This window comes from Micromonospora sp. WMMD712 (assembly GCF_029581295.1).
Classification (GTDB): Bacteria; Actinomycetota; Actinomycetes; order Mycobacteriales; family Micromonosporaceae; genus Micromonospora; species Micromonospora carbonacea.
In genome coordinates, this window is record NZ_CP120743.1 from 4,836,674 (window position 1) to 4,861,071 (window position 24,398).

The 24,398-nt window shown below is 74.8% G+C and carries 20 protein-coding genes and 1 pseudogene; 17 read left to right on the top strand and 4 right to left on the bottom strand.

What is annotated here, in order from left to right; translation table 11 throughout:
* Positions 1-18 precede the first annotated feature (18 nt).
* The 7 genes from O7633_RS21070 to O7633_RS21100 all read left to right on the top strand — a co-directional run bounded on the left by O7633_RS21070 (position 19) and on the right by O7633_RS21100 (position 9,840).
* Positions 19-1,044 (top strand): DUF559 domain-containing protein, encoded by a 1,026-nt coding sequence (locus O7633_RS21070; protein WP_282323629.1) that lies wholly within the window; start codon positions 19-21, stop codon positions 1,042-1,044.
* Positions 1,031-1,684: a hypothetical protein gene (locus O7633_RS21075; protein ID WP_282323630.1), complete on the top strand. Its 654-nt coding sequence runs from the start codon at positions 1,031-1,033 to the stop codon at positions 1,682-1,684. The genes O7633_RS21070 and O7633_RS21075 overlap by 14 nt, the downstream gene beginning before the upstream one ends.
* Positions 1,684-5,088: a DUF87 domain-containing protein gene (locus O7633_RS21080; RefSeq protein WP_282328609.1), complete on the top strand. Its 3,405-nt coding sequence runs from the start codon at positions 1,684-1,686 to the stop codon at positions 5,086-5,088. The genes O7633_RS21075 and O7633_RS21080 overlap by 1 nt, the downstream gene beginning before the upstream one ends.
* 207 nt (positions 5,089-5,295) lie before the next feature.
* Positions 5,296-5,589, top strand: coding sequence for a hypothetical protein (locus tag O7633_RS21085; RefSeq protein ID WP_178063000.1), 294 nt, complete (start codon positions 5,296-5,298; stop codon positions 5,587-5,589).
* Positions 5,586-6,209 (top strand): RNA polymerase sigma factor, encoded by a 624-nt coding sequence (locus O7633_RS21090; RefSeq protein WP_282323631.1) that lies wholly within the window; start codon positions 5,586-5,588, stop codon positions 6,207-6,209. The genes O7633_RS21085 and O7633_RS21090 overlap by 4 nt, the downstream gene beginning before the upstream one ends.
* A complete protein-coding gene (locus O7633_RS21095; RefSeq protein ID WP_282323632.1) occupies positions 6,196-8,097 on the top strand; it encodes an EAL domain-containing protein in 1,902 nt (633 codons plus the stop codon). Before O7633_RS21090 ends, O7633_RS21095 begins: the two co-directional genes overlap by 14 nt.
* 282 nt (positions 8,098-8,379) lie before the next feature.
* On the top strand, positions 8,380-9,840 hold the full coding sequence (locus O7633_RS21100; protein WP_282323633.1) for an endo-1,4-beta-xylanase: 1,461 nt from the start codon (positions 8,380-8,382) through the stop codon (positions 9,838-9,840).
* Positions 9,841-9,911: 71 nt separating this feature from the next.
* On the opposite strand, the gene O7633_RS21105 is transcribed toward O7633_RS21100, so the two are convergent.
* Positions 9,912-10,796 carry a hypothetical protein gene (locus O7633_RS21105; RefSeq protein WP_282323634.1) on the bottom strand — a complete coding sequence of 295 codons (885 nt, stop codon included), beginning with the start codon at positions 10,794-10,796 and terminating at the stop codon, positions 9,912-9,914.
* Between the two features lie 405 nt (positions 10,797-11,201).
* On the opposite strand from O7633_RS21105, the gene ssd reads away from it, so the two are divergent.
* The 7 genes and pseudogenes from ssd to O7633_RS21140 form a co-directional block, all read left to right on the top strand.
* Entirely contained in the window at positions 11,202-12,257 is a 1,056-nt protein-coding gene (gene ssd / locus O7633_RS21110; RefSeq protein WP_282328610.1) for a septum site-determining protein Ssd, read from the top strand.
* Complete coding sequence (locus O7633_RS21115) at positions 12,254-13,519, top strand: TadA family conjugal transfer-associated ATPase (RefSeq protein ID WP_282323635.1); 1,266 nt, start codon at positions 12,254-12,256, stop codon at positions 13,517-13,519. The genes ssd and O7633_RS21115 overlap by 4 nt, the downstream gene beginning before the upstream one ends.
* Entirely contained in the window at positions 13,516-14,838 is a 1,323-nt protein-coding gene (locus tag O7633_RS21120) for a hypothetical protein (RefSeq protein ID WP_282323636.1), read from the top strand. The genes O7633_RS21115 and O7633_RS21120 overlap by 4 nt, the downstream gene beginning before the upstream one ends.
* Before the next feature lie 239 nt (positions 14,839-15,077).
* Positions 15,078-15,659 carry a type II secretion system F family protein gene (locus O7633_RS21125; RefSeq protein WP_178067041.1) on the top strand — a complete coding sequence of 194 codons (582 nt, stop codon included), beginning with the start codon at positions 15,078-15,080 and terminating at the stop codon, positions 15,657-15,659.
* Between the two features lie 52 nt (positions 15,660-15,711).
* On the top strand, positions 15,712-15,879 hold the full coding sequence (locus O7633_RS21130; protein WP_074475350.1) for a DUF4244 domain-containing protein: 168 nt from the start codon (positions 15,712-15,714) through the stop codon (positions 15,877-15,879).
* A 125-nt stretch (positions 15,880-16,004) separates the two neighbouring features.
* A complete protein-coding gene (locus tag O7633_RS21135) occupies positions 16,005-16,322 on the top strand; it encodes a TadE family type IV pilus minor pilin (protein WP_074475394.1) in 318 nt (105 codons plus the stop codon).
* Between the two features lie 95 nt (positions 16,323-16,417).
* Positions 16,418-16,798: pseudogene (locus O7633_RS21140) on the top strand (Rv3654c family TadE-like protein); the annotation flags it as partial.
* 278 nt (positions 16,799-17,076) lie between these two features.
* On the opposite strand, the gene O7633_RS21145 reads toward O7633_RS21140, so the two are convergent.
* The 3 genes from O7633_RS21145 to O7633_RS21155 form a co-directional block, all read right to left on the bottom strand.
* A complete protein-coding gene (locus O7633_RS21145; RefSeq protein WP_178063004.1) occupies positions 17,077-17,655 on the bottom strand; it encodes a hypothetical protein in 579 nt (192 codons plus the stop codon).
* A gap of 123 nt (positions 17,656-17,778) precedes the next feature.
* Entirely contained in the window at positions 17,779-17,985 is a 207-nt protein-coding gene (locus O7633_RS21150) for a hypothetical protein (RefSeq protein WP_043961488.1), read from the bottom strand.
* Between the two features lie 151 nt (positions 17,986-18,136).
* Entirely contained in the window at positions 18,137-20,581 is a 2,445-nt protein-coding gene (locus O7633_RS21155; RefSeq protein WP_282323637.1) for a DEAD/DEAH box helicase, read from the bottom strand.
* A gap of 142 nt (positions 20,582-20,723) precedes the next feature.
* On the opposite strand from O7633_RS21155, the gene O7633_RS21160 reads away from it, so the two are divergent.
* From O7633_RS21160 to O7633_RS21170, 3 genes are all read left to right on the top strand, one after another.
* Positions 20,724-21,080 carry an STAS domain-containing protein gene (locus O7633_RS21160; protein ID WP_178063006.1) on the top strand — a complete coding sequence of 119 codons (357 nt, stop codon included), beginning with the start codon at positions 20,724-20,726 and terminating at the stop codon, positions 21,078-21,080.
* The gene (locus O7633_RS21165) at positions 21,077-21,514 is read left to right on the top strand and encodes an ATP-binding protein (RefSeq protein WP_074475345.1); all 438 of its coding nucleotides are present in this window, start codon (positions 21,077-21,079) and stop codon (positions 21,512-21,514) included. Before O7633_RS21160 ends, O7633_RS21165 begins: the two co-directional genes overlap by 4 nt.
* A gap of 376 nt (positions 21,515-21,890) precedes the next feature.
* Positions 21,891-24,275, top strand: coding sequence for a sodium-translocating pyrophosphatase (locus O7633_RS21170; protein ID WP_278131081.1), 2,385 nt, complete (start codon positions 21,891-21,893; stop codon positions 24,273-24,275).
* Positions 24,276-24,398: the final 123 nt, after the last annotated feature.

The following is a 24,398-nucleotide window of genomic DNA, read 5'->3' on the forward strand; positions in this document are numbered from 1 at the left end:
GACACCGACGCGTTGGCCATGCTGATCGCGCGAGACCACGCGGAGTTGGCCGCCGTGGTGCACCGCCCGGCCGCCCGGGTCGCGCTGCCGGTGGACTTCGTGCACGCCGCGTTGGACCGGCTCGAACAGGTCGCCGTCGAGGTGCTGCCCGCCTGGCTGCCCGAGGTTGCGGACGGCGTACGCCCGGACACGTCCGGGCTGGCGGCGGTGCGGGCCGCCGCTGCGGCGCGGTCCCGCCGCGACCGTTATCCCGGTTCCTTCCTGCCGGACCTGGCCGTCTTCGCCGTGACGGCCCGGCGGCCGTCCGGCGCGCAGTTGCCGTTGCGTACCCGGGCGGCGGCGCTGGCGCGGCTCGTCGCGGGGGCGTTCGGCCGGCGTCGGGTGGTGCTGCTCGTCGAGCCGACCGCCGGCACGGGCGCGGTTTCCGCGGCGGGTGCCGCCTGGCTGGTGCAGCACGGCGGCCCGGTCACCTGGCTGCTCGGTGCCGGCGCGGCCGGGCTGGAGGCGGTCCCGGAGTTCTCGGTCGCCCTGCCGCCCGTGCCGCGCGCCGCGTCGCTCACGCCGCCCCGCACAGCGCGCGCCGCGCCACCCACGCCGCCCGACGTGCGATTCGCGCTGCGCGACGTGCCATCCGCGCCGCGCGACGGGTCACCCGTGCCCGGGGCGGTGGTGGGCCGGCCGCATCCGGCGAGCGACGCCGAGAAGAGGCTGGAGGCGGCGCTCGCCGCCGAGAGCTGGGCCGTCGGGCGGCGGTGGAACCAGAGCTACCGGTCGCACGATCTGGCCACGCCGATCCGACTGGATCTAGTGTGGCCCGACGAACGGTGCGTGGTGGAGATCGACGGGCCGGAGCACTGCCGTCCGGTCCACTTCGAGGCCGACCGGCAGCGCGACGTCCAGTTGCAACTGGACGGTTACGCCGTCCTGCGCTTCACCAACGCCCGGGTGACCCACGACGTCGGTGCCGTGGTCCGGCAGATCGGCACGTATCTGCGGGAGCGTCGGCGGGACATGGCGGAAGGACGGCAGCATGGCCGGCGATGATCTGACGGCATCCGAGAGCGCGATCCTCGTCGTGCTCATGGCCGAGGCGCGCGAGGTGCTGAACACCGAGCTGCGCGAGCGTTACCACCTCGACGTACGTAAGCCGCAGCGCGACAAGCTCACCCGCCTGCACTACGTCGCCAGCCGCAAGAGCGGATCGACGTACGCCCTCCAGCTCGACGACAAGGGCTGGGTGCGGATGCAGAGCGACCTCGACTTCGCGCTGCGGGGCGCGTCGGCGCTCGGTGCCGCGTTGACCGCCCTCCAGGCCAACCTGCGCGACCGGGTCCTGGCGCGCAGCGGCTGCGCCACGCTGGCCGAGCTGTTCGCCGTGACCGACGTACGCGCGTCGGCTCCCACGGCCGCCGCCGACCCGGCGGGCGCGCTGGCGGCGCGCGTCGTCAGCGCGTACCGGGCGCTCGCCGACGCGCCGGGAGCCTGGGTGAGCCTGCGCCGCCTCCGCCCGTTCTTCGCCGACGTGCCACGCGAGGACCTGGACGAGGCGCTGCGTCGGCTCAGCCGCTCCGAGGGCGTCGCCCTCGCGCCGGAGTCGAACCAGAAGACGCTCACCGGGGTGGACATCGCGGCCGCGCTGCGCCTCGGCGGGCAGGACAACCATCTGCTGGCGATCGGCGTGTGATGGACGAGGCGGAGCGGACCGCGCTGGCGGCCCTGCGGTTCGACTGGGCGCCGGTCCCCGACGACGTGTGGCGGCCGCTGCCCTTCCACGTCGAGGGCCTGCACGTCCCGGTCGTCCGGGAGGTGCTCGCCGGGGTGGACGAGGCGGCGTCGAACCCGCACGGCAGCCCGCTCGGCCTGGTCGTGCAGGGTCAGCGGGGGTCCGGCAAGACCCACCTGCTGGGCGTGGTCCGCCAGCGGGTGCAGGAGGCGGGCGGCTACTTCTTCCTGGTCGGCCTGCTCGACGCGGGCAGCTTCTGGGACAACGTCCTCGCCGCCCTGCTGGACGGCCTGGCCCGGCCGGTGCCCGGCAGCACCGAGACGCAGCTCAAGCTGCTGCTGCGGCGGCTGTCGGCGCTGGTGGGCGCGCCCCGGACGGCACGCCGGGCCGTGATGGGCGACACCGAGCTGACCCGGCCGGCGCTCGACGCCTTCCTCACCGGGCTCGGCGACTACGACCGGCACGCGGCCCGCACCTGCCAGGAGACCGCCCGCGCCCTCGCGCTGGCCGCCTCGGAGGACATCTCCCACCGCGACCTGGCGGAGAACTACTTCCTCTCCGGCGATGAGGTGGTGGCCGGCGAACGCGCGGCGTGGGGGATGCGGCGCGCGCCGCGACCGGCCCAGCAGATCGTGCAGGACCTGTCCTGGCTGCTGGCGCTCACCGGCCCGTCGGTGGTGGCGATCGACCAGGTCGACACGCTGATCGCCCAGTTGGCGATCCAGAGCGACCCCAGTGTGGTGGGCGCCGCCGCGATGAGCCCGGCCCAGTCGCTCATGCTGGCCCGGATGGCGGACGGCCTGATGTCGCTGCGGCAGGCGACGCGGCGCACGCTGACCGTCCTCGCCTGCATCCCGAACTCGTGGACGATCATCCGGTCCACCGCCGCCGACACCGTCGCCGACCGGTTCCGGGAGACCCCGGTCCTGCGCCGGATCGACGACGCCGATCTCGCCCGGGCGATCATCGAGAAGCGGTTCTCCGTCCGCTACGGCGAGGTCGGGTACGCGCCGCCGTACCCCTCGTGGCCGGTGTCCCCGCGCGCCTTCGCCGAGGCGGGGGCCTTCACCCCGCGCCAGCTGCTGATCGAGATCGACCGGCACATCCGGGGCTGCCTCGCCGCCGGCGAGGTGCGGGAGATGACCACGCTGGGCGAGCCGGCCGCCGCGGAGCCCCGGGCGCCCCGCCCCGCCGCCCCGGTCACGGCCACCGCCGAGGAGATGGACCGCTACGACGCCCGCTTCGCCGAGCTGAGGGCCGCCGCCGACGTCGCCGCCCCGCTCGGGCGGGCGACGGAGGACGAGGCGATGCCGCCGCTGCTCGCCGCCGGGCTCACCGCCTGGATCCTGGAACGCGGCGACGCCGGTGCGGCGTTCAGCGTCGACCCGCCCCCGAGCACCGACCCGCCGCTGCACGCCCGGCTGCGCCTGACGCTCGACGAGCGCACGGAGGACCAGGCGCACTGGTGTTTCCGGGCGATCAGCGACGACCACCACGGCAACGCGGCGCTGGCCCGGCTGCGCAAGGCGAGTGTGGCGGCGGCCCTCGACACCGGCTCGGCCAAGCGCACGTTGTTCCTGCTGCGCAACCGTGGCTGGTCGACCAGCGCCGCCACCCGGAAGGCCGTCGCCGCGTTCACCGCGGCGGGCGGGCAGACCATCGGCGTCGGCGAGGAGGACCTGCGGATCCTCTCGGCGCTGCGGGTCATGCTCGCCGAGGCCACGATGGACTTCCAGGGCTGGCTGGTCGACCGCCGCCCGACCCGCGACCTGAAGTTCCTCCAGCACACGCTGGCCGACGTCGACCGCTGGACGGCGGACGCCGAACCGCCGCTGGGGCCCGCCGCCGGCCCGGCCACGCCGATCCCCAACGGGCCTGTCCCCACCGTGGCGGCACCCACCGCGCCAGCCCAGGCCGCACCGGTCCAGGCCGCACCGGTCCAGGCCGCACCGGTCCAGGCCGCACCGGTCCAGGCCGCTCCGGTCCAGGCCGCTCCGGTCCAGGCCGCTCCGGTCCAGGCCGCTCCGGTCCAGGCCGCTCCGGTCCAGGCCGCTCCGGTCCAAGCCAACCCGGCCCAGGCCACACCGGCTCCGGCGACCGGCGTCCCGGCCGAGCCGGCGTTCGTCGTCGGGTACGGGTACGACGACGACGCGCCCGTGCCGCTGGCCCTGGAGGCGCTCCGGAAGCACACCACGATCTTCGCCGGCTCGGGCTCGGGCAAGACGGTGCTGATCCGCCGCATCGTCGAGGAGTGCGCCCTCGCCGGTGTCTCCGCCATCGTGCTCGACCCGAACAACGACCTCGCCCGCCTCGGGGAGGAGTGGCCCGAGCCGCCCGCGGGCTGGCGGCCGGGCGACGCGGCCCGGGCGAAGGACTACCTGACGTACACCGACGTGGTGGTCTGGACGCCGCGCCGCAACTCGGGCCGCCCGCTGAGCTTCCAGCCGTTGCCCGACTTCACCGGGGTCCGCGACGACCCGGACGAGTTCGGTGAGGCCGTCGAGGCGGCCGTCGCGGCCCTCGCGCCGCGCGCCATGGTCACCGGCCGGGCGACCCGGGCGCACCTGGGGCTGGCGGTGCTGCGCAAGGCCGTCGAGCACTACGGCCGGCGCGGCGGTTCCCGGCTGAAGGGCCTCGTCGACACGCTGGCCGACCTGCCGGACGGGATCATCGACCTCGACGACGCCGACAAGATCGGCCTCAGCCTGGCGCAGAACCTCACGGCGGCCATGGTCAACGATCCGCTCTTCGGCGGCGAGGGCACCCCGATGGATCCCGGGGTGCTGCTCACGCCCGCACCCGGCAGACGGGCCCGGGTGTCGGTGGTCAGCCTGGTGGGCCTGCCCTCCGACGACGTGCGCCAGAGCTTCGTCAACCAGCTCCAGATGGCGCTGTTCGCCTGGATCAAGAGGAACCCGGCCGGCGACCGGCCGCTGCTGGGGCTGCTCGTCATGGACGAGGCGCAGACGTTCGCCCCGTCCGGGGCGATGACGGCCTGCACCCAGAGCACGCTGGCGCTGGCCGCCCAGGCGCGCAAGTACGGGCTGGGGCTGGTCTTCGCCACGCAGGCGCCGAAGGGGCTGCACAACCGCATCCCGGGCAACGCGGCGACGCAGTTGTACGGCCTGATGAACAGCCCGATCCAGATCGAGGCGGCGCGCGAGATGGCCCGGGCCAAGGGCGGGGACGTGCCGGACATCTCCCGGCTGACGGTGGGCGAGTTCTATCTCGCCGCCGAGGGCGCGGCACCGCGGAAGATCCGGACGCCGCTCTCGCTGACCCACCATCCCCGCAGCCCGCTCACCGTCGAGGAGGTGCTGGGCCGGGCTCGCGCGAGGGCCGGTTCCGGAGTGGCGGGCCGATAGCCGAGAGTGACTTTGGGTGATGTGCAAATTGCCCCGATGGGATTGCCACGCCCCCTTCGCGTAGCGTTCCGCCCTCACTACTTTGTGCCGTATGAGCAGGTGAAAGGCTTGATCAAGGATCTTCCGGAACATTGTGGACGCTGAGGCGTCTACATCCGCCGCCCGCCACGGATAGTAGTTGTCACACCGAGACGGGCAGGGGGAACGATGAACGAAGCGCTGGCGGAACCGCTCACCGGATTCCAGGTGATGGCCGTGGCCGTCACGGTCGCGGGGGTGGTGGCCGGCCTGGTGCGCGCCTGCGTCGCGTACCGGGCGCGGATACAGCAGGAACGGGAGCTGACGACACGTACGACAGCCCGGGTCACGTGGCTGGTCAGGCTCGCGGAGGCCGACCACGAGGTCGTGCGGATCGTGGAGCGCGACCGCGACGGGCACCGTGAGGTGGAGCTGGGCGGCCGTGGCGTGCCGAGCTCCGGTGCCGCGGGGGAGGCGGCGTGATCGAGTTCGAGGGCACCGCCGCCCTGACCCCGGAGCAGGTCGACTGCGAGGAGACACGCAAGGCGGAGGCCGCGCGCCTGAAGGCCGCGCACGACCAGGAGTTCGCCGCCTTCACCGAGGCCTCCTACCACCAGGTGGAGCGGATCCTCAGGTCGGCGTGCCGGGACCGCGAGGTGGTCGAGGACGCGCTCAACGAGGCGTACCTGCACGGGCGCGTCCAGTGGTCCAAGCTGCGCGTCCACGACCGGCCGATCGGCTGGATCATCGTCACGGCGCGCCACAAGATCCGCAAGGACCACCAGCGGCACCTGCGGGAGGCCGCGATGGCGCCGGAGGACCTGCCGACGACGCCGCACTCGAACATCGCCGACGTGTGGGAGGCGCAGGAGCTGCTGCGGGGCTGGCTGCACCGGCTCCCGGCGCGGCACGCCGAGGTGTTCCAGATGGCGCAGGAGGGCTTCTCCAACCAGGAGATCGCCCGCATCCTCGGGCTGACCGAGAACAGCGTCCGCTCCTACAAGGTCGCCGCGCGGCGAGGGCTGCGCGAGCTGGCCGAGGAGGCCGGCTACGTCGGCCCGGACGGCCACCGGCGGCAGGGGGCAGGTCGTGGATCTCGATGACATCCTGGCGCTGGCCGAGACCCGGCCGAGCCCGCTGGAGCTCGCCCGCGCGCGCCGCGTCGCGCGCGCCGCGCAGAGCCAGTACGACCTCGCGCTCGCCGAGGGCTACAAGATCATGGTCGACGCCGACCTCGTCGACCCGCTGACCTGGGACGTCGACGAGGCGACCAGGGTTGCGCGCGCCGCCCAGTTGGCGAAGTCGGGCACCGTCACCTGGGTGGCCGGCGGGCGGGACGGCCTCGGCCGGCTCAGCTGGTCCGACGAGATGGCGATGATCTTCGGGCACGCGCCGGGGACGCTGCGCCTCACGCCCGAGACGCTGCTCGGGCTCGTCCATCCGGTCGACGCCGGGCGGGTCCGCGCCGCCGTCCGGACGGCGTGGACGCGGTGCCGGCCGGGTGAGGTCGACTTCCGGGTGGTCCAGCCCGGCGGCAGCATCCGCCACGTGCACTGCCACCTGGAGATCACCACCTGCGGGGGCGAGCCGTCGGGGATCGTCGTGACCGGCGAGGACGTCACCACTCTCGAACTCGCCCGGCAGGAACGCCGGCGGCTCGCCATCCGGAGCCGGATGCTCGGCGCCGACCTGGCCGTGCTGGACGCCCTCACCGGGCTGCCGAACCGCGGGTACGTCATCGACGAGGTCGACCGGGCCCGCCGTACCACCGGGGGTGCCCTGGTCGTGGTGGCGACCGAGCCCGCCACCCGGCTGCCGGACGCCCTCACCGACACCGACCGCGACCGGCTGACGGCGGCGGTCGCCCGGCTCCTGCGCACGGTCGTCGGGCCCGGGGTGACCGCGGGTCTGGTCGGCTCCGGCCTGTGGGGGGTGCTCCTCGCGCCGGCCGACGACCGCGCGGAGGCGGCCGAGAGCCTGGCGGCCCGGATCGTGGAGACGTTCCGCAACCACCTGTTCGGCGTCCGGCAGAACACCCTGCGGCTCACCACCTCGGCCGGCGTGGTGCGCTTCGCCAGCGGCGTGCCCGCCACCGGCTTCGACCTGCTCGTCGACGGCGAGCACGCGGCCCGGGACGCGCGCCGCGACACCGCCGCCGTCGTCGTCCTCGACGAGCCGGTCGCGGACGCCGAACGGACGGCCCGGTGCCGCTCCCGCGTCCGGCACGCGGTCTCGGCCAACAGGTTCGCCCTCTACGCCCAGCCCATCGTCGACCTCAGCCTCAACCAGGTCACCCGCCACGAGATCCTCCTGCGGGTGCGCAGCGACACCGGGGAGCCGGTCGCGCCGGTGGCCTTCCTCGACATGGCCGAACGCGTCGGCGAGATCCTGATGGTCGACAAGTGGGTGGTCGATCACGCCCTGGAGTTCATCGGCCGGGGTGCGCAGACCTCCCACTACCAGGTCAACATCTCGGGGAAGTCCCTCGCCGACCCGGGCCTGCTCACCTTCGTGACGGAGGCGATCGACCGGCACGGGGTCAAGCCGGAGCGCCTGACGTTCGAGATCACCGAGACCGCCCTCATCGAGAACCGGAACGAGGCGCTGGCCTTCGCCCGGGGGATCAGGGCGGCGGGCTGCCACCTGGCGCTCGACGACTTCGGCACCGGGTACGGCGCGCTGGCGCACCTGAAGTACCTCCCGGTGGACCTCGTCAAGATCGATGGGACGTTCATCGTCGACCTCTGCCGGTCGCCGGCCGATCAGGCGGTGGTGTCGAAGCTGGTGGAGCTGTGCCAGACGCTGGGCATCCGCGTCGCGGCCGAGTACGTGCAGGACGACGCGACCGTCGAGCGCCTGAAGAGCTACAGCGTCGACTTCGCCCAGGGCTACTGGACGGGGCGGCCCGAGCCGATCACGGTGAGCCGGGACGAGGTGCAGTCGGTCGAGCTCGAACTGCGGTTCCCGCCGCGACACACCGCCCTCGGCTGAACCGGGGCGCGCCAGTGGCCGAAAGTTTCGGCTCTCGGCGGAGCGGTCGTCAGGCCCGGCGGGGGAGGCCCCCGACCGGGTTCCCGGCGTGCCGTCAGCGTGTGTTGGGCTGGCGACGCCTCCCTGGCCTCGACCGGCAGCATCATCGACGTTGACCGATTGCACAGTTGCCGGTATGTTGCAGTCCAGTTACGGCAGTTTCCGAAAATTTCGGAAACCGGCCCGTGAATCCGCGCTTCCCTCCAACTTTGCGCATCGTCGATGGATATGCAAAGGAGTGTCATGAAACGTCTACTGAGCAACGGCCGCCGTCGCGTGGTGGTGGCCACCGCCGCCAGCGCGCTCGTGCTGGCCGGCGCGGCGCTGGTGGTGCCCAGCCTGGCCCAGGCGGCCACCACGCTGGGGGCCGCCGCGGCGCAATCGGGCCGCTACTTCGGCACCGCCATCGCCGGGGGCCGGTTGAACGACTCCACGTACAGCACGATCGCCGGGCGTGAGTTCAACATGATCACGGCCGAGAACGAGATGAAGCCGGACGCGACGGAGCCGAACCAGGGTCAGTTCAACTTCTCGGCCGGGGACCAGATCTACAACTGGGCGACCCAGCGTGGGCTGAAGGTGCGGGGGCACACCCTGGCCTGGCACGCTCAGCAGCCGTCGTGGATGGAGCGGATGAGCGGCAGTGCGCTGCGCTCGGCCATGATCAACCACATCAACGGTGTGATGGCCCACTACAAGGGCAAGCTCGCTGCGTGGGACGTGGTCAACGAGGCGTTCAACGAGGACGGCAGCCGTCGCCAGTCGAATCTTCAGGGCACCGGCAACGACTGGATCGAGGTGGCGTTCCGCACCGCCCGGGCGGCCGATCCGTCGGTGAAGCTGTGCTACAACGACTACAACATCGAGAACTGGAGCTACGGCAAGACGCAGGGCGTCTACCGGATGATCCAGGACTTCAAGTCCCGGGGCGTGCCGATCGACTGCGTCGGTTTGCAGACCCACTTCACCGGCGGCAGCTCGCTGCCGAGCAACTTCCAGACCACGTTGTCGAGCTTCGCGGCGCTGGGCGTGGACGTGGCGTTGACCGAGGTCGACGTCACCAACGCCTCGACCACCCAGTACGCCGGGCTGACCCAGGCGTGTCTGAACGTGCCCCGTTGCATCGGCATCACCGTCTGGGGCGTCCGCGACAGCGACTCCTGGCGTTCCAACGAGAACCCGCTGCTGTTCGACGGCGGGGGCAACAAGAAGGCCGCGTACACCTCGGTCCTCAACGCCCTCAACGCCGCCGGTCCCGGTCCCACCGGCACCCCGACGGCGACGCCGACCGCCACGCCGACCACGCCGCCGCCCTCCGGCGGCGCCAACCGGATCGTCGGCAACCAGTCGGGCCGGTGCATCGACGTGCCCAACTCGTCGCAGACCAACGGCACCCGGGTGCAGCTCTACGACTGCCACGGCCAGACCAACCAGCAGTGGACGTACACCGCCAGCAAGCAACTGACCGTGTACGGCGGCAGCCGGTGCCTGGACGCCAACGGCTCCGGCAACGGCGCGGCGGTCCAGATCTACAGCTGCAACGGCCAGGCCAACCAGCAGTGGAACGTCAACTCCAACGGCACCATCTCCGGCGTCCAGTCCGGCCGCTGCCTCGACGTGTGGGGCACCGGCAACGGGCAGCAGGTCCAGCTCTACGACTGCCACGGGCAGGCGAACCAGCAGTTCCGCCTCGTCGCCAACTAGCTCGTCGCCAACTAGCGGGGAACGGTGGCTCACCGTCGTGGCATCGGCCACGACGGTGAGCCACCGTCGTCTCAGCGCACCACGGCCCGACGCGGCTCGGGCTCCGGCTGGAAGCAGGCCAGCCCCCACCCCCGGTCGTTCGTGACCACCCACGGGTGCCCGACGTAGGTCTGCTGCCGGTACGACTCGCCCGGCCCCAGCGTCCGGTACTGCCGGCGGCGGCCGTCCCAGTCGAGCCAGTACACGACGACCCGCTCGCGCCGGGCGTTGACGAAGTCGACGTACGTCGAACGCCCGCCGTTGGTCGACCGCAGGCGCGACTCCGCGGACGGCGGAAGCGCCGGAAGCTCCCGCGCACCCGCCTGGGTGGGTTGCGGCCGGGGCCCGGTCGTCGCGGGGGCGGGCCGGCCCGTGGTAGCGCGGGCCGTCGGGGTCGGGCCGATCTCCCGGGGCCGGCCGGTCGACGGGCGGCTCGACGCGGACGCCCGGGCCGGCGCCGACGCCCGGTTCGACAGCGACCCCAGCGCCGGCGAGAGGGTGGGCGTGGGCGTCGCGCTGTCCGTGGGCAGACCCACCCGGATGGGCTCCTCGGCGATCGGCCCCGGCTGGTACGGCTGGTAGGCGTTGAACAGCGGCAGCAGCGTGATGACCAGCGTGGCCACCAGGCCGACCACCACCGAGACCAGCACGAGGGCCAGCTGCGGCCCCTCGCTGCCGAAGGCCCGCCTCGACGGCGCGGCCGCCGGTGGGGCGGCCGCCGCCGCCCCCGGACCCGCCGCGGCCCAGCCGTCCCCGGCGGGAAACGCCTGGTAGGGCTTGGCCGGCAGCGCCGCGCGCTCCACCGACGGCGGCACCCAGCCGCCGATGCGCAGGCGCGCCGCAGTCCCGACGCCTTCCCCGGTGCCCCTGGAGATGTCGAGCCTGCGCCGATCGTCGAACTCTCGTGAGTGGGTCATGGCCCCGATCCGCGCACGGTGCCACTCGAATCAGCGGCACGGAGGAGCGAATTATGCGAAATGGGCTTACCGGAGGTCAATGGTTGCCGGGAGGAATTCTGCCTCGGCCGCCCATCGGGCACCCGGCCGGCCGGGTATTCGGGCGCGGGCCATGCGACGAGGCCCCGGGGCCCGCCGTGGCTGACCCCTCCCACCTGCGCCGCTTCGGCCCGCCTTAGCAGATCCACTCGGCTCGCGGGCGTTGTCCACAGTGCCCCCGACTGTCCACAGGGAAGCCATCGTGGGCGGCCGGACGGGGTCCCACCCGGGCACGCTCTCCGGCAGCACCCCCGAGCCCGACTGCTGGAGGCCGCGATGCCACCACCCCGTACCCCGCTCCCGCCGCGCCGCCGACTGCCCCTGGTGGTGACCTCGGACGACGGCCTGCTCGACGACCTGCTCCGGCTCGCCGCCGCCGGCGGCACCGAGGTCGAGGTGGCCGCGGACCCGGCCGCCGCCCGGTCCCGGTGGATGCCGGCGCCACTGGTGCTGGTGGGCGACGACCAGGCCCAGCCCTGCCTGCGGGCGCGGCTGCCCCGCCGGTCACGGATGGTCCTGGTGGGCCGGACCGGGCAGCTCGATCCCGGCTGGGAGATCGCCGAGCTGATCGGCGCCGAGCACGTCGCCACGCTGCCGGCCGCCGAGCCCTGGCTGGTCGACCGGTTCGCCGAGTGCGCGCCCGACCGGGCCGGCGACGGCGTGGCCCGGGTGGTCGCGGTGCTCGGCGGCCGGGGCGGCGCCGGAGCCAGCATCCTCGCCGGCGGGCTGGCCGTCACCGCCGCCCGGGCCCGGCTGCGCACGCTCCTCGTCGACGCCGACCCGCTCGGCGGCGGGCTCGACCTGGTGCTCGGCTGGGAGCAACTCGACGGGCTGCGCTGGCCGGCGCTGACCGACGCCGACGGCCGGGTGGACCCGCCGGCACTGGTCCGGGCCCTGCCCAGCCGCGGCGACCTGGTGGTGCTCTCGTGGGACCGGGGCGATCCCCTGCCGTTGCCCGCCCCGGCCATGGCGGCCACCCTCGACGCGGCCCGGCGCGGGCGCGACTTCGTCGTGGTCGACGTGCCCCGGCACCTCGACGACCCGGCCGTGCTCGCCTTGCAGGCCGCCGACCAGGCGTTCCTCGTCGTGCCGGCCGAGCTGCGGGCCACCGCCGCGGCCGCCCGGGTGGCGGCGGCCGCCGCGCCGCACTGCGCCCAGCTCTCCGTCGTCGTGCGGGGCCCGGCCCCGGGCCGGCTCAAGGCCGTCGAAGTGGCCCGCGCACTGGGCCTGCCGCTGGCCGGCGCGCTGCGCCCCGAACCGGGACTGTGTCGGGGGCTGGAGCGCGGGGAGGCCCCCGCCGCCGACGGGCGCGGCCCACTCGCCGCGCTCTGCCAGCGGATCGTCGGCGAGCTGACCGGCGTCCCGGTGCCGGGTGCGGCGTGAACGGCCACGCCGACGGCGAGGAGATCGCCAGCAGGGTGCGGCAGCGCTTCGCCGCCACGGCCGCCCCGGTCACGCCGGCGGCGGTGGTCTCCGCCGTCCGCGCCGAGCCGGCGGCGGCGGTCCTCGGCGACACCGCCGTGCTCCGCATCGCCGGCCGGGTGCACGACGACCTGGTCGGCGCGGGCCCGCTGGCACCCCTGCTCGCCGACCCCGAGGTGACCGACGTTCTCGTGAACGCCAACCGGGTGTGGGTGGACCGGGGCCACGGCCTGCACCAGGTCGCGGTGCCCGTCGGCACCGTCGACGACGTGCGTCGCCTGGCGCAGCGCCTCGCCGCCGGAGCAGGCCGTCGCCTCGACGACGGCTCCCCCTGCGTCGACGCCCGGCTGCCGGACGGCACGAGGCTGCACGCCGTGCTGCCCCCGGTGGCCACCGACGGGCCCTACCTGTCCCTGCGCACCTTCCGGCAGCGCCCGTTCACCCTGGACGACCTGGTGCGGCAGGGCACCGTGCCCCGGCCGGTCGCCCCGGTGCTGGCCGCCCTGGTGGCCGCCCGGCTCGCGTACCTGGTGGTGGGCGGCACCGGCTCCGGCAAGACGACCCTGCTCAACACCCTGCTCGGGCTGGTCCCCGGCAACGAGCGGATCGTGCTGGTCGAGGACGCCGCCGAGCTGCGCCCCGTGCACCCGCACGTGGTCGGGTTGCAGGCCCGCACCTCCAACGTGGAGGGCTCCGGCGCGGTCGGGCTCAGCGACCTGGTGCGGCAGGCGCTCCGGATGCGTCCGGACCGGCTCGTCGTCGGGGAGTGCCGGGGCGGGGAGGTCGTGGATCTGCTCGCCGCGTTGAACACCGGCCACGACGGCGGCGCGGGGACGCTGCACGCCAACACGCCCTCGGACGTGCCGGCCCGGCTGGAGGCGCTCGGCATGCTGGGCGGGCTGCCCCGGGCGGCGCTGCACGCCCAGGTCGCCGCCGCGCTCCAGGTGCTGCTCCAGGTCCGCCGGGGCGCGCGCGGCCGGGTGCTGGAGTCGGTCTGCCTGCTGCTCCCGGACGGCCCGGACCGCCTCGTCACGGTCGTCCCCGCCTGGGTGCGCGGTCACGGCGCCGGCCCCGCCGCGCAGGCCCTCGGCGTGCTGCTGCGGGAGCGGGACGTCGCGGTCCCGCCGGTCCTGGGCGCGGGGTGGCCGCAGCGGGAGCGTCCCGACCGGGCCGACCCGGCGGAGGTTCCGGGGGCGGCCCACCGCCGTGGCGGCTCCACGTGACCACGGCGGGCTGGCTGGTGGCCGTGTGCATCGTCGCCGCCGCGGCGATCGTGGTGTGGCCGTTGCGCAACAGCCGGGCCCGGCGGCGGTCCGTCCTCGGGACGCTGTCGCCCGCGTCGCCGCACCCACCAGGCGACCGGAGCGCCGACGACCGGGCCGCCCGGCGGCCTGACCCGTCCGACCTCTCTGAGCTGTCCGACCTCTCTGACCCGTCCGACCTCTCGGACCCGGGTGGCGCACCGGGCCCGGCCGGGCGGCCGGCAGCGGCCGGGCGGCCCGCCGGCCACCTCCGTCCGCCGGGTCGGTCGGCACAGGCCGGCCGGTGCACCGGCCCCGCCACCGCGCCGAGCGGATGGCCCGGCCCGGTCACCCCGCCCAGCGGCGGCCGGCGACCGGGCCCGCCCGGCCGCTGTGACCCGCGCCGGCCCGCCGGCACACCGGACCGCCCCCCGACGGCGGGACACCACCCGGCCCCGCCAGCGGGGCAGCTCGGCTCCCGTCCCGGCGGGGCGTCCGTCGACACCTACCAGGGGGCGTACGACCCGTGGGCGCTGTCCGCCTCCGGTCCCCGTTCGCTGCGGCTGACCGGGTGGTTGGCGGCCTCACCCGGGCGGGCCCTGCTCGTCGCTGGCGCGGTGGGCGCGGGCTCGGGTGGCCTGCTGGCCGGGCCGGTGGCCGCCGTGGTGGTCGGCGCGTACGGGTCGCTCCTCGTGCGGGGGCTGGCCCGGAGACAGCGCTTCCGGCAGGAGGAGCGCGCCCGCCGGCACGGGCTCGACCAGCTCTGCGCCCTCGCCGCAGACCTGCGTGCGGGGGTGCCGGTGCTGACCGCCTCCGCGACCCTCATCCCGGGCGGCCGGTCCGTCCCGGCCCCGGACGCCGGCCTGTTGAGCGGCGCGCCGGGCGGGGCTCCCTACGGTGCTGCGCCGGGTGCCCACGGGCAGCCCGGCCCTCCGGCCGCCCCGCCCGACGGGGCGGATCGGCTCCGCCAGTTGGCCCGGGCCGCCGTGCGGCTCGCCGACCGCACCGGCGCGCCCCTGGCCGACCTGCTGGAACGGATCGAGGCCGACGCCCGGGCCGGCGACCGGGGGCTGGCCGCCGCCGCGGCGCAGGCGGCCGGAGCACGGGCGACCGCCTGGCTGCTCGCCGCCCTGCCGCTCGGCGGCATCGGGCTCGGCTACGGGGTGGGCGTCGACCCGGTCGCGGTCCTGCTGCACACCCCCGTCGGCGGCGGCTGCGCGGTGGCGGCCGTGGTCCTTCAGCTCGCCGGCCTGCTGTGGACGGAACGCCTCGGTGCCGCGCCCGGCGGGAGCAGTCGATGACCCGTCAGGCGGTGGCCGCCGGCTGCCTCGTCGTCGCGGCGGTGCTCGCCCTGTCCGTCGGCACGCGGGCGGGCTCCACCCGCCGGCTGCGCAGCCTGGGCCGGCGGAGCGAGGCGGCCGGTGCGGGGGAGACGGCCCCGCCGGACAGACCGGCCGGCCTCGGCGGGGCGGACGCGCCGCACGCGACGGGGCCGGCCGAGGCGGCCGGCCGGTCCCGGCCGCCGTGGTGGCCGGACCCGATCCGTCTCGGGGCGGGGCTGTTCGGGCTCGCCGTCCTGGTGGTGCTCGGCGGCTGGGCGGGGCTCCTCGGCGGGGTCGTCGCCGCCGTCGCGGCGGACCGGGGCCTGCGGCGGATCGAGCCGCCCGCAGCCCGGGAGAGGCGACTCCGGGAGGCCGCCGACCTGCCCCTCGCCGCGGATCTCCTCGCCGCCACGATGCGGGCCGGTGCGCCGGTGGACCGGTCCGTGCTGGCCGTGGCAGACGCGCTCGGCGGGCCGCTCGCCGACCGCCTGGGCCTGGTCGGCCGGACCCTGCTGCTCGGCGGCCGGCCCCAGGAGGCGTGGGCGCATCTCCTCCCGGTGCCCGGGGCCGAACGGCTGGCCGGTGCCGCGCTGCGTTCGGCCGACAGCGGTGCCGCGCTCGCGGGTGCGCTGACCCGGCTCGCCGACGACCTGCGCGCCGACCGGTCCACCGCCGCCGAGGCCGCCGCCCGGCGGGCCGGCGTGCTCATCGTGCTGCCGCTGGGGCTCTGCTTCCTGCCCGCCTTCATTCTCGCCGGCCTGGTGCCGGTGATCGTCGCCGTCCTCGGCGACGTGCTCTGAACGCCGCCAGCCGACCGGCTGCGCGGCGACCGTCCAGAAGGGAAGAACGCCCATGCGCAAGATCCTCAACCGCCTGCGCGGCGACGCCGGGATGAACACCGCCGAGTACGCCGTCGGCACCCTCGCCGCCGTCGCGTTCGCCGGCATCCTGCTCAAGGTGCTCACCTCGGGCAACGTGCAGTCCGCGCTGACCGCCGTCATCGACCGGGCACTGAAGTGACCGCCCGCCGGCAGGTCCGTCCCGGTCGGGGTGCGCCGGAGCGACAACCGGGGCCGGGCGAGGGCGGCCGGCCGGCCGGGCAGCCGTCCCCGTCGCCCCGGGAGCGCGGGTCGTTCACGGCGGAACTGGCCGCCGGCCTGCCGGCGGTGCTGCTGCTCCTGCTCGCCGGTCTCACCGCCGTGAACGCGGTCGCGACGCAGGCCGGCTGCCTCGGTGCGGCCCGGGAGGCGGCGCTGGCCGCCTCCCGGGGCCAGCCCGGCGTGGCGGCGGGGGAAGCGGCGGCGCCCGCCGGGGCGGAGGTCTCGGTCTCGGTGGGCGACGACCGGGTCACCGCGACGGTACGGGCACCCGTGCGCGCCCTCGGCGCCCGGCTGCCCCTCGTCACCGTCACCGCCACGGCGGTCGCCGCCGTCGAGCCGGGTGCCCCGGGGCCACGGCCGTGACGAAGCGTCCGACCCGTCGGGGCCTGTTCCGCTCGTGTCTCGCCCGGCGTTCGTGTCGCGTTCGGCACCCGTGTCGATCATGTCGCGGCTGGCACGTGTGCGGCTGGCGCTCGTGCGGCCCGCAGGGACCGCGACCGGACGGTGAGCGGGGCGGGGCGACCGTGTGTCTGCTCGCCGTCGGGCTGGCGTTCGTGCTGGTGGGCGTCTTCGGCGCGGCCGTCGGCGCGGCCCGGGTCGCGCGGCAGCGGGCTGCGGTGGCGGCGGACTTCGGCGCGCTCGCCGCAGCGGCTCAGGCGCTGACCGGCGGCGAGGCGGCCTGCGCGTCCGCCGGCGAGATCGCGCGGGCGAACGGGGCGCGGCTGGTCGGCTGCCGGCTCGACGGGCTGGACGCCGTGGTGACGACGGAGGTGATCGTCACGCCGTTGCCCGGTCTCACCCGGGTCGCCACGGCGACCGCCCGCGCCGGGCCGTCCCGGCCCCCGACCCCCGGCCCTGGCTCGACCCCGACCCCCGGCCTCGGCTCGACCCCGATCCCCGATCCTGGCTTGGTTCCCGGGACTGGCCCTGGCTCGGCCCCGGCCCTGGTCGCGGAGCCGGGGCCGGGGCCAGGCCCGGGGCGTCGGCCCGGAGGCGGCCCGGCGGCCCTTCGGGCAGGGGGCCGCCCGCGCCGGCCGAGCCGGAAGCCGAGCGCCACAGGGTTCAGCTCAGCGGCCCTCAGGGTTCAGCGGCCCTCAGGGCTCGGCGGCCGTCGGGCTCAGCGGCCCTGTAGGGCGTCCAGGCCGATCGCCATGGCGATAACGAGTCGCCGGTCGATCTGCGGGTTGTGCACCTCGACGACGTACCGGTCGCGCAGGCCCCACTTCTTGACGACCGAGAACACCGGCTGGCCGCCCGCGGTGAAGTCGAAGTGGTACGGCAGCCAGGACAGCGAGTCGACGAACCGGCGCAGCAGCGCCACCGGCATGCTGCGTTCCTGGCCGGTGATCTGCGGCAGGCCGGCCTGCTCGACGTGCCACGTGGACCGCAGCAGCGACTGGGCGAAGTCCTTGCGGAACAGCCCGATCGGGGTGCCGGCGTGGTCGGTCACGTCGTATGTCGCGCCGAGGTCCAGCCGCTGCCGGGCCTTGAAGCCGAGCAGCGGCTGCTGCTTGCTGTCGTCGGTGTAGATGGTGACCTGTTCCTTGAACGCCAGCCGCTTCTGCTGCGCGAAGGCCAGCAGCCCGCCTTCCGAACCGTCGGGGGCGACGGAGTGGACCTCGTACTGGTTGACCATCATCCGGATGCGCTGCCGGATGTGGAACTGCTGCTGGTGCTGCAAGGTGTCGAGCTGCATGAGTTCTCCTTCAGAGGGTCGCCGGAGTCTCGCACAGCCCGCCGACAACCGCCCGCCCGCCGACAACCGCTGGCCTGCCGACGACCGCGAGCCAGGCCGGCAGTCGTCGTCCGCCCGCCGGCGTCAGCGTCCGCCGTCGACGGTGGCCTTGAGCGCCCACGCGTTGAGCACCTGGTGGATGCCGCGCAGCCGCTCGTTGATCTGTTCCAGCCGCTCCGCCTGAGCGAGCGTGGCCATGGCGGCACCGAGGGCGATCTGCTGGTCGGGGGTGAGGTGTTCCTGGTCGATGGTGTAGAGCAGGTCGACGGTCTCGGCGATGGTGTCGGCCACGACTCCTCCTCCGGCGGCTGGAAACGGCGATCTCAGGGTAGTGGGGCGGGCGCCTGGCATGGAAGCGCTCCCATGTATCAATGCCCACTACGCCTTTCGGTCATGCACGTGTCCCGGAAACCCGGTGGCCGCCGGCTGCCCCAGAGCTCGCCTACCCCGGCACGCCGCCAGCCCCAGTGCGTCGGTCATCCTGCCTCGGCAGCGTGGCCCCCGGGTCGGTCGGCGCGGGCAGGTTGGCCAGCACCACGTCGAGCACCCGGAGCGCGCCCGGCTTGGACAGCGGGTTGTTGCCGTTGCCGCACTTCGGGGACTGGACGCAGGACGGGCAGCCCGCCTCGCAGCCGCATTCGGCGATCGCGTCGCGGGTGGCCCGCAGCCACTGCGCGGCCGTGCCGTACGCCCGCTCGGCGAAGCCCGCCCCGCCCGGGTGCCCGTCGTAGACGAAGACGGTGGGCGCCTCGGTGTCCGGGTGCAGCGCCGTCGACAGCCCGCCGATGTCCCACCGGTCGCAGGTGGCCATCAGCGGCAGCAGCCCGATGGCGGCGTGCTCGGCGGCGTGCAGCGCACCGGGCACGTCCGCCGGCTCGACGCCGGCCGCCGCCAGCGACTCCGGGGAGAGGGTGAACCAGACGGCGACGGTGCGCAGCTCGCGGGCCGGCAGGTCCAGCGGGCGGGTGTCGATGACCTCGCCGGAGGAGATCCGGCGTCGCTGGTACGACACGACCTGGCTGGTCACGTCCACCTCGCCGAGGAAGAGCCCGACGGGCCCGGCGTCGACGTACGAGCGGACCGACGCCACGGTGAGGGAGGTGACGTCCCGGGCGTGGGTGGACCAGTCGGGCTCCTCCGGGTGCACCAGCGCGCACCCGTCGTCGAGGTCCAGCGAGTCGACCACGTAGGACACGCCCTGGTGCAGGTGGACCGCGCCGGCGTGGACGAGGAAGTGGGCCGAGCCGCCGTCGACGGTGCCGAGCAGCCGCCCGGTGGCCGCCTCGACCACGCAGACCGGTGCCCCGCCCTCGCCGCGCAGGTCCACCTCGGGGCGCTCCCGGTGCCGCCAGTACCAGCCGGTCGGCCGCTGCCGCAGCGCGCCCGCCGCGACGAGCGAGTCGACGGCCTCCTTCGCGCCGTCGCCGAAGAGGTCCAGGTCGGCGGGGGTGAGTGGGGCCTCGGCCGCCGCGCAGGCGAGCTGCGGGGCGAGCACGTACGGGTTGGCCGGGTCGAGCACGGTGGCCTCGACGGGGCGGCCGAACAGGGCCTCGGGGTGGTGCACGAGGTAGGTGTCCAGGGGGTCGTCGCGGGCCACCAGCACGGCGAGCGCCTCGTCGCCGGAGCGCCCCGCCCGCCCGGCCTGCTGCCACAGCGACGCCCGGGTGCCCGGCCAGCCGCAGATCAGCACGGCGTCGAGGCCGACCAGGTCGACGCCGAGCTCCAGCGCGTTGGTCGAGGCGAGCCCGAGCAGGTCGCCGTGCAGCAGGGCGCGTTCCAGCTCGCGCCGCTCCTCGCGCAGGTAGCCGGCCCGGTAGGCGGCCACCCGGTCGCCGAGCCCGGGGACGGCCTCGTCGAGGGCGCGGCGCGCGGTGGCGGCCACCACCTCCGCGCCCTTGCGGGACCGGACGAAGGCGAGGGTGCGCACGCCGGCGGCGACCGCGTCGGCGAGCAGGTCGGCGGTCTCCCGCAGCGCCGACCGGCGCACCGGCGCGAGGTCGCCGGCCCCGCCCGCCGGGCCGCCGGCCCCGGGAGCCTGGTCGCCGGGCAGCAGCGGCGGCTCCCACAGGGCGAAGGTCACCCCGCCGCGCGGCGAGGCGTCGTCGGTGACGGCCGCGACGGGCAGGCCGGTGAGCCGCCCGGCCGCCGTCGCCGGGTCACCCGACGTGGCCGAGGCCAGCAGGAACACGGGGGTACGCCCGAAGCGCGCGCACTGGCGGCGCAGCCGGCGCAGCACGTGCGCGACGTGGGAGCCGAACACGCCCCGGTAGGTGTGGCACTCGTCGACGACGACGTACGCCAGCCGGCGCAGGAACCCCGACCAGTGCGCGTGCCCGGGGAGGATGCCGTGGTGCAGCATGTCGGGGTTGGTCAGCACGAACCGGGAGTGCCGGCGGATCCACTCCCGCTCGGCGCGCGGGGTGTCCCCGTCGTAGGTGGCGGGGCGTACCCCGTCGAGGTCCAGGCCGGCGACGGCGCGCAACTGGTCGGCGGCGAGCGCCTTGGTCGGCGCGAGGTAGAGCACGGTGGCCCGGGGGTCGGCGAGCAGGGTGGCCAGTGCGGGAAGCTGGTACGCCAGGGACTTGCCGGACGCCGTGCCGGTGGCGACGACGACGTGTGTGCCCGCGTACGCCAGGTCGGCGGCCTCGGCCTGGTGCCGCCAGGGCGCGACGACGTCGCGGCGGGCGAACGCCGCGCGCAGTTCCTCGGGGGCCCACGGCGGCCACGATGCCTGCTCGCCGGGCCGGGCCGGCACCCGCTCGACGTGGGTGACCGGGTCGGCGTCGCCGCCGGTGCGCGCGCGCAGCCGATGCAGCAGCTCGGCCGGGGCCGCGCCGGGCGGGCGGTCGGGGCCGTGGCCTGCGGCTACGGTGGCTGCGGGGGGCATGTCCTGCACTCTCGCACAAGTGTTCGGAGTTGACCGGCGGGGGTGTGGGTAAGGGGGAGCCCTTCGCCGGTGACCTCGCGGACGGCCCCGGCGGGGATGGTTAGATGCCCAGGAGAGTTTACGACTCTTGCGAGGAGGACCGATGGAGCTGTCGCTGGCGACCCGTGCCGTGGGGGAGCACACGGTGCTCGAGGTCGGCGGTGAGGTCGACGTCTACACGGCCCCTCGGCTGCGGGAACGGCTGCTGGAGCTGATCGACGGCGGGGCCCGGCACGTCGTGGTCGACCTGGGTCGGGTCGACTTCCTGGACTCCACGGGCCTGGGCGTGCTGGTGGGTGCGCTGAAGCGGCTGCGCGCGGCCGGCGGCAGCTTCGCGCTGGTCTGTGGCAAGGAGCCGCTGCTCAAGATCTTCCGGATCACGGCCCTGGATCAGGTCTTCCCGTTGTACCCGACCGTCGACGCGGCGATCGGGGCCGATCCGACCGGCTCCGGCGCCTGATGGCGACGGTCCGGCTCTCCTTCTCGCCGGCCCCGGTGCACGTGCGCACCGCCCGGCTGGTCGGTGTCGCGGTGGCCCGCCGCGCCGGCGTCCGCGAGGACCTGCTCGACGAGGTGCGGTTGGCCATCGGCGAGGCGTGCACCCGGGCGGTGGCCCTGCACCGGCAGTACAACGTGCCGGATCCGGTGCTGGTGGAGATGTCCGACAGCGGGGCGTACGCGGTGCGGGTGGTGGACCGGGCGCCGATCGAGGCGAGCATCGGCCTGGCCGCGCTGGACGCCGACCAGCTCGCCAACGAGTCGCTCAACGAGGACGATCTGACCACCGGCGTGGGCTTCGCGCTGCTGGCCGGTTTCGTCGAGGATCTTCAGGTGCGCCCCGTCGAGGAGGGCGTCGGCACGGAGGTCCGCATGGTATGGCCGGTGCACCGCTGACTCTCTGCTCAACCCTCGCTGATCGCATGATCAGTCGTCCGGGCTGACTCCGCGCTCAACTCACTGATTGCCTGCTCAGGGCCGCACTCCCGACCGGGAGGGCGGCCCGTTCGTCGTGGCCGGGGCTTATATCAGAATTCTTCTCGTAACACAGCGACGAAGATCATCCGAACAGGGTGCCCCTCAATGTGACCTCTGGCACTACGGAGGGCTACAGTACGCGGGTTGTCAGCAAGTGATCCTTCCCGCAGCCAGCGGGTATGGGTGTTCATCGCTGGTCCGCTGGAGTGGGTTGGCGCGCTTGCGAGTCCGCATCCAGGCGTCGGTCCGTGCGTCTCCACCGGCCGGCGCGAGTGTTCGGTACAGGAGGACACAGATGTCCGGGACCATGGCCGCCGACGGCGGCGCACTGTCCCTTACCGGAGCCAACCTGACGTACGTCGTCATCGCCGCGGTCATCGCGCTGGTGGCACTCGTCTTCGCCGCCGCCTTGACCAAGGCCGTGCTGGCAGCCGGTAAGGGCACCACCAACATGCAGGAGATCTCCGGAGCGGTGCAGGAGGGGGCCTCGGCCTACCTGCTCCGGCAGTTCAGGACCCTCGCGATCTTCGTGGTGATCGCCGTGGTGCTGCTCTTCCTGTTGCCGGTGCACGACACCGACGGCAGCGAGCTGGCGGTGAAGATCGGCCGGTCCGCCTTCTTCGTGGTGGGCGCCCTGTTCAGCGCGTTCATCGGCGGGGCCGGCATGTGGCTGGCCACCCGCGCGAACCTGCGGGTCGCCGCCGCGGCCCGGGAGGCGACCGGCGGCCGGGAGGGCGCCATGAAGATCGCCTTCCGCACCGGCGGCGTGGTCGGTTTCCTCACCGTCGGCCTCGGCCTGTTCGGCGCGGCGCTGGTCGTCCTGCTGTTCAAGGGCGACGCGCCGACCGTGCTGGAGGGCTTCGGCTTCGGCGCCGCCCTGCTCGCCATGTTCATGCGGGTCGGCGGCGGCATCTTCACCAAGGCCGCCGACGTCGGCGCCGACCTGGTCGGCAAGGTCGAGCAGGGCATCCCCGAGGACGACCCGCGCAACGCCGCCACCATCGCCGACAACGTGGGCGACAACGTCGGCGACTGCGCCGGCATGGCCGCCGACCTCTTCGAGTCGTACGCGGTCACGCTGGTCGCCGCGCTGATCCTCGGCCGGGCCGCGTTCGGCAACGACGGCCTCGTCCTCCCGCTGATCATCTCCACGATCGGCGTGCTGGTGGCGATCGTCGGCGTCTTCATCACCCGGCTGCGCGCCTCCGACCGCAACGGCCTCACCGCGATCAACCGGGCGTTCTACCTCTCCGCCCTGTTCTCGGCGGTGCTGGTGGCGGTCGCCTCCTTCGTCTACCTCAAGCCGACCTGGGCCGACCTGCTCGGGCCCGAGTGGCGGGCCAGCCTCGGCGTCGACGGCGGCGACCCGCCGCTGGGTCCGCGCGGGGTGACCATCGCCGCCGTGATCATCGGCATCGTGCTGGCCGCCGCGATCCAGGCGCTCACCGGCTACTTCACCGAGACCAACCGCCGCCCGGTGCAGGACATCGGCAAGAGCTCGCAGACCGGCCCGGCGACCGTCATCCTCGCCGGCATCAGCGTCGGCCTGGAGTCGGCCGTCTACTCGGCGCTGCTGATCGGCGCGGGCGTCTTCGGCGCGTTCCTGCTGGGCGGCAGCTCCATCACCCTGTCGCTGTTCGCGGTGGCGCTGGCCGGCACCGGCCTGCTCACCACCGTCGGCGTGATCGTCGCGATGGACACCTTCGGCCCGATCTCCGACAACGCGCAGGGCGTGGCCGAGATGTCCGGCGACATCGACGAGAACGGGGCCCGCATCCTCACCGAGCTGGACGCGGTCGGCAACACCACCAAGGCGATCACCAAGGGCATCGCGATCGCCACCGCCGTCCTGGCGGCGACGGCGCTGTTCGGCTCGTACACCGACACGCTGCGCACGGCGTACTCGGACGCGGGCGTCGGCGACGTCGGCGCGGAGATCCTGAACTCGCTGAACGTGGCGAACCCGCGCAACCTCGTCGGCCTGATCATCGGCGCGGCCGTGGTGTTCCTCTTCTCCGGGCTGGCCATCAACGCGGTGTCCCGCTCGGCGGGCGCGGTGGTGATGGAGGTGCGCCGGCAGTTCCGCGAGCTGCCCGGCATCATGGACCGCACCCAGCGCCCCGAGTACGGCAAGGTCGTCGACATCTGCACCCGGGACGCGCAGCGCGAGCTGATGACCCCCGGCCTGCTCGCCATCCTCGCCCCGATCGCCGTCGGCTTCGGCCTCGGGCCGGGCGCGCTGGCCGCGTACCTGGCCGGGGCGATCGGCGCCGGCACCCTGATGGCGGTGTTCCTGTCCAACTCGGGCGGCGCGTGGGACAACGCCAAGAAGCTCGTCGAGGACGGCGCGTTCGGCGGCAAGGGCTCCGACTCGCACGCCGCCACGGTCATCGGCGACACCGTCGGCGACCCGTTCAAGGACACCGCCGGCCCGGCGATCAACCCGCTGATCAAGGTGATGAACCTGGTCTCGCTGCTGATCGCGCCGGCCGTCGTGGCGTGGAGCGTCGGCGACGACCGCAACGTCGGCCTCCGCGTCGGCATCGCGGTGGTGGCCACGCTGATCGTCGTGGCGGCGGTGGTGTTCAGCAAGCGCAAGGGCATCGCGATGGGCGACTCCGACGACAGCGGCACCGGCGCCGGCAGCGCCGACCAGCGGCCGGAGACGGTCAACGCCTGAGCGGTGACACAGCGGGTTCCCGGCCGGTCGACCACCGCCGGCCGGGAGCCCGCACCCCCGTGGCGGGCCCGGGGCGGCAAACCGACCCGTGGCACGACGGCGCGGAGGCCGTACGCTGCAACG

Coding starts and splice junctions, on each gene's coding strand:
- O7633_RS21085 (WP_178063000.1), top strand. CDS start 5,296: ATGAACGAAGCGCTGGCGGAACCGCTCACCGGATTCCAGGTGATGGCC.
- O7633_RS21075 (WP_282323630.1), top strand. CDS start 1,031: ATGGCCGGCGATGATCTGACGGCATCCGAGAGCGCGATCCTCGTCGTG.
- O7633_RS21070 (WP_282323629.1), top strand. CDS start 19: ATGCTGATCGCGCGAGACCACGCGGAGTTGGCCGCCGTGGTGCACCGC.
- O7633_RS21170 (WP_278131081.1), top strand. CDS start 21,891: ATGTCCGGGACCATGGCCGCCGACGGCGGCGCACTGTCCCTTACCGGA.
- O7633_RS21145 (WP_178063004.1), bottom strand. CDS start 17,655: ATGCAGCTCGACACCTTGCAGCACCAGCAGCAGTTCCACATCCGGCAG.
- O7633_RS21130 (WP_074475350.1), top strand. CDS start 15,712: ATGCGCAAGATCCTCAACCGCCTGCGCGGCGACGCCGGGATGAACACC.
- O7633_RS21080 (WP_282328609.1), top strand. CDS start 1,684: ATGGACGAGGCGGAGCGGACCGCGCTGGCGGCCCTGCGGTTCGACTGG.
- O7633_RS21100 (WP_282323633.1), top strand. CDS start 8,380: ATGAAACGTCTACTGAGCAACGGCCGCCGTCGCGTGGTGGTGGCCACC.
- O7633_RS21160 (WP_178063006.1), top strand. CDS start 20,724: ATGGAGCTGTCGCTGGCGACCCGTGCCGTGGGGGAGCACACGGTGCTC.
- O7633_RS21105 (WP_282323634.1), bottom strand. CDS start 10,796: ATGACCCACTCACGAGAGTTCGACGATCGGCGCAGGCTCGACATCTCC.
- O7633_RS21155 (WP_282323637.1), bottom strand. CDS start 20,581: ATGCCCCCCGCAGCCACCGTAGCCGCAGGCCACGGCCCCGACCGCCCG.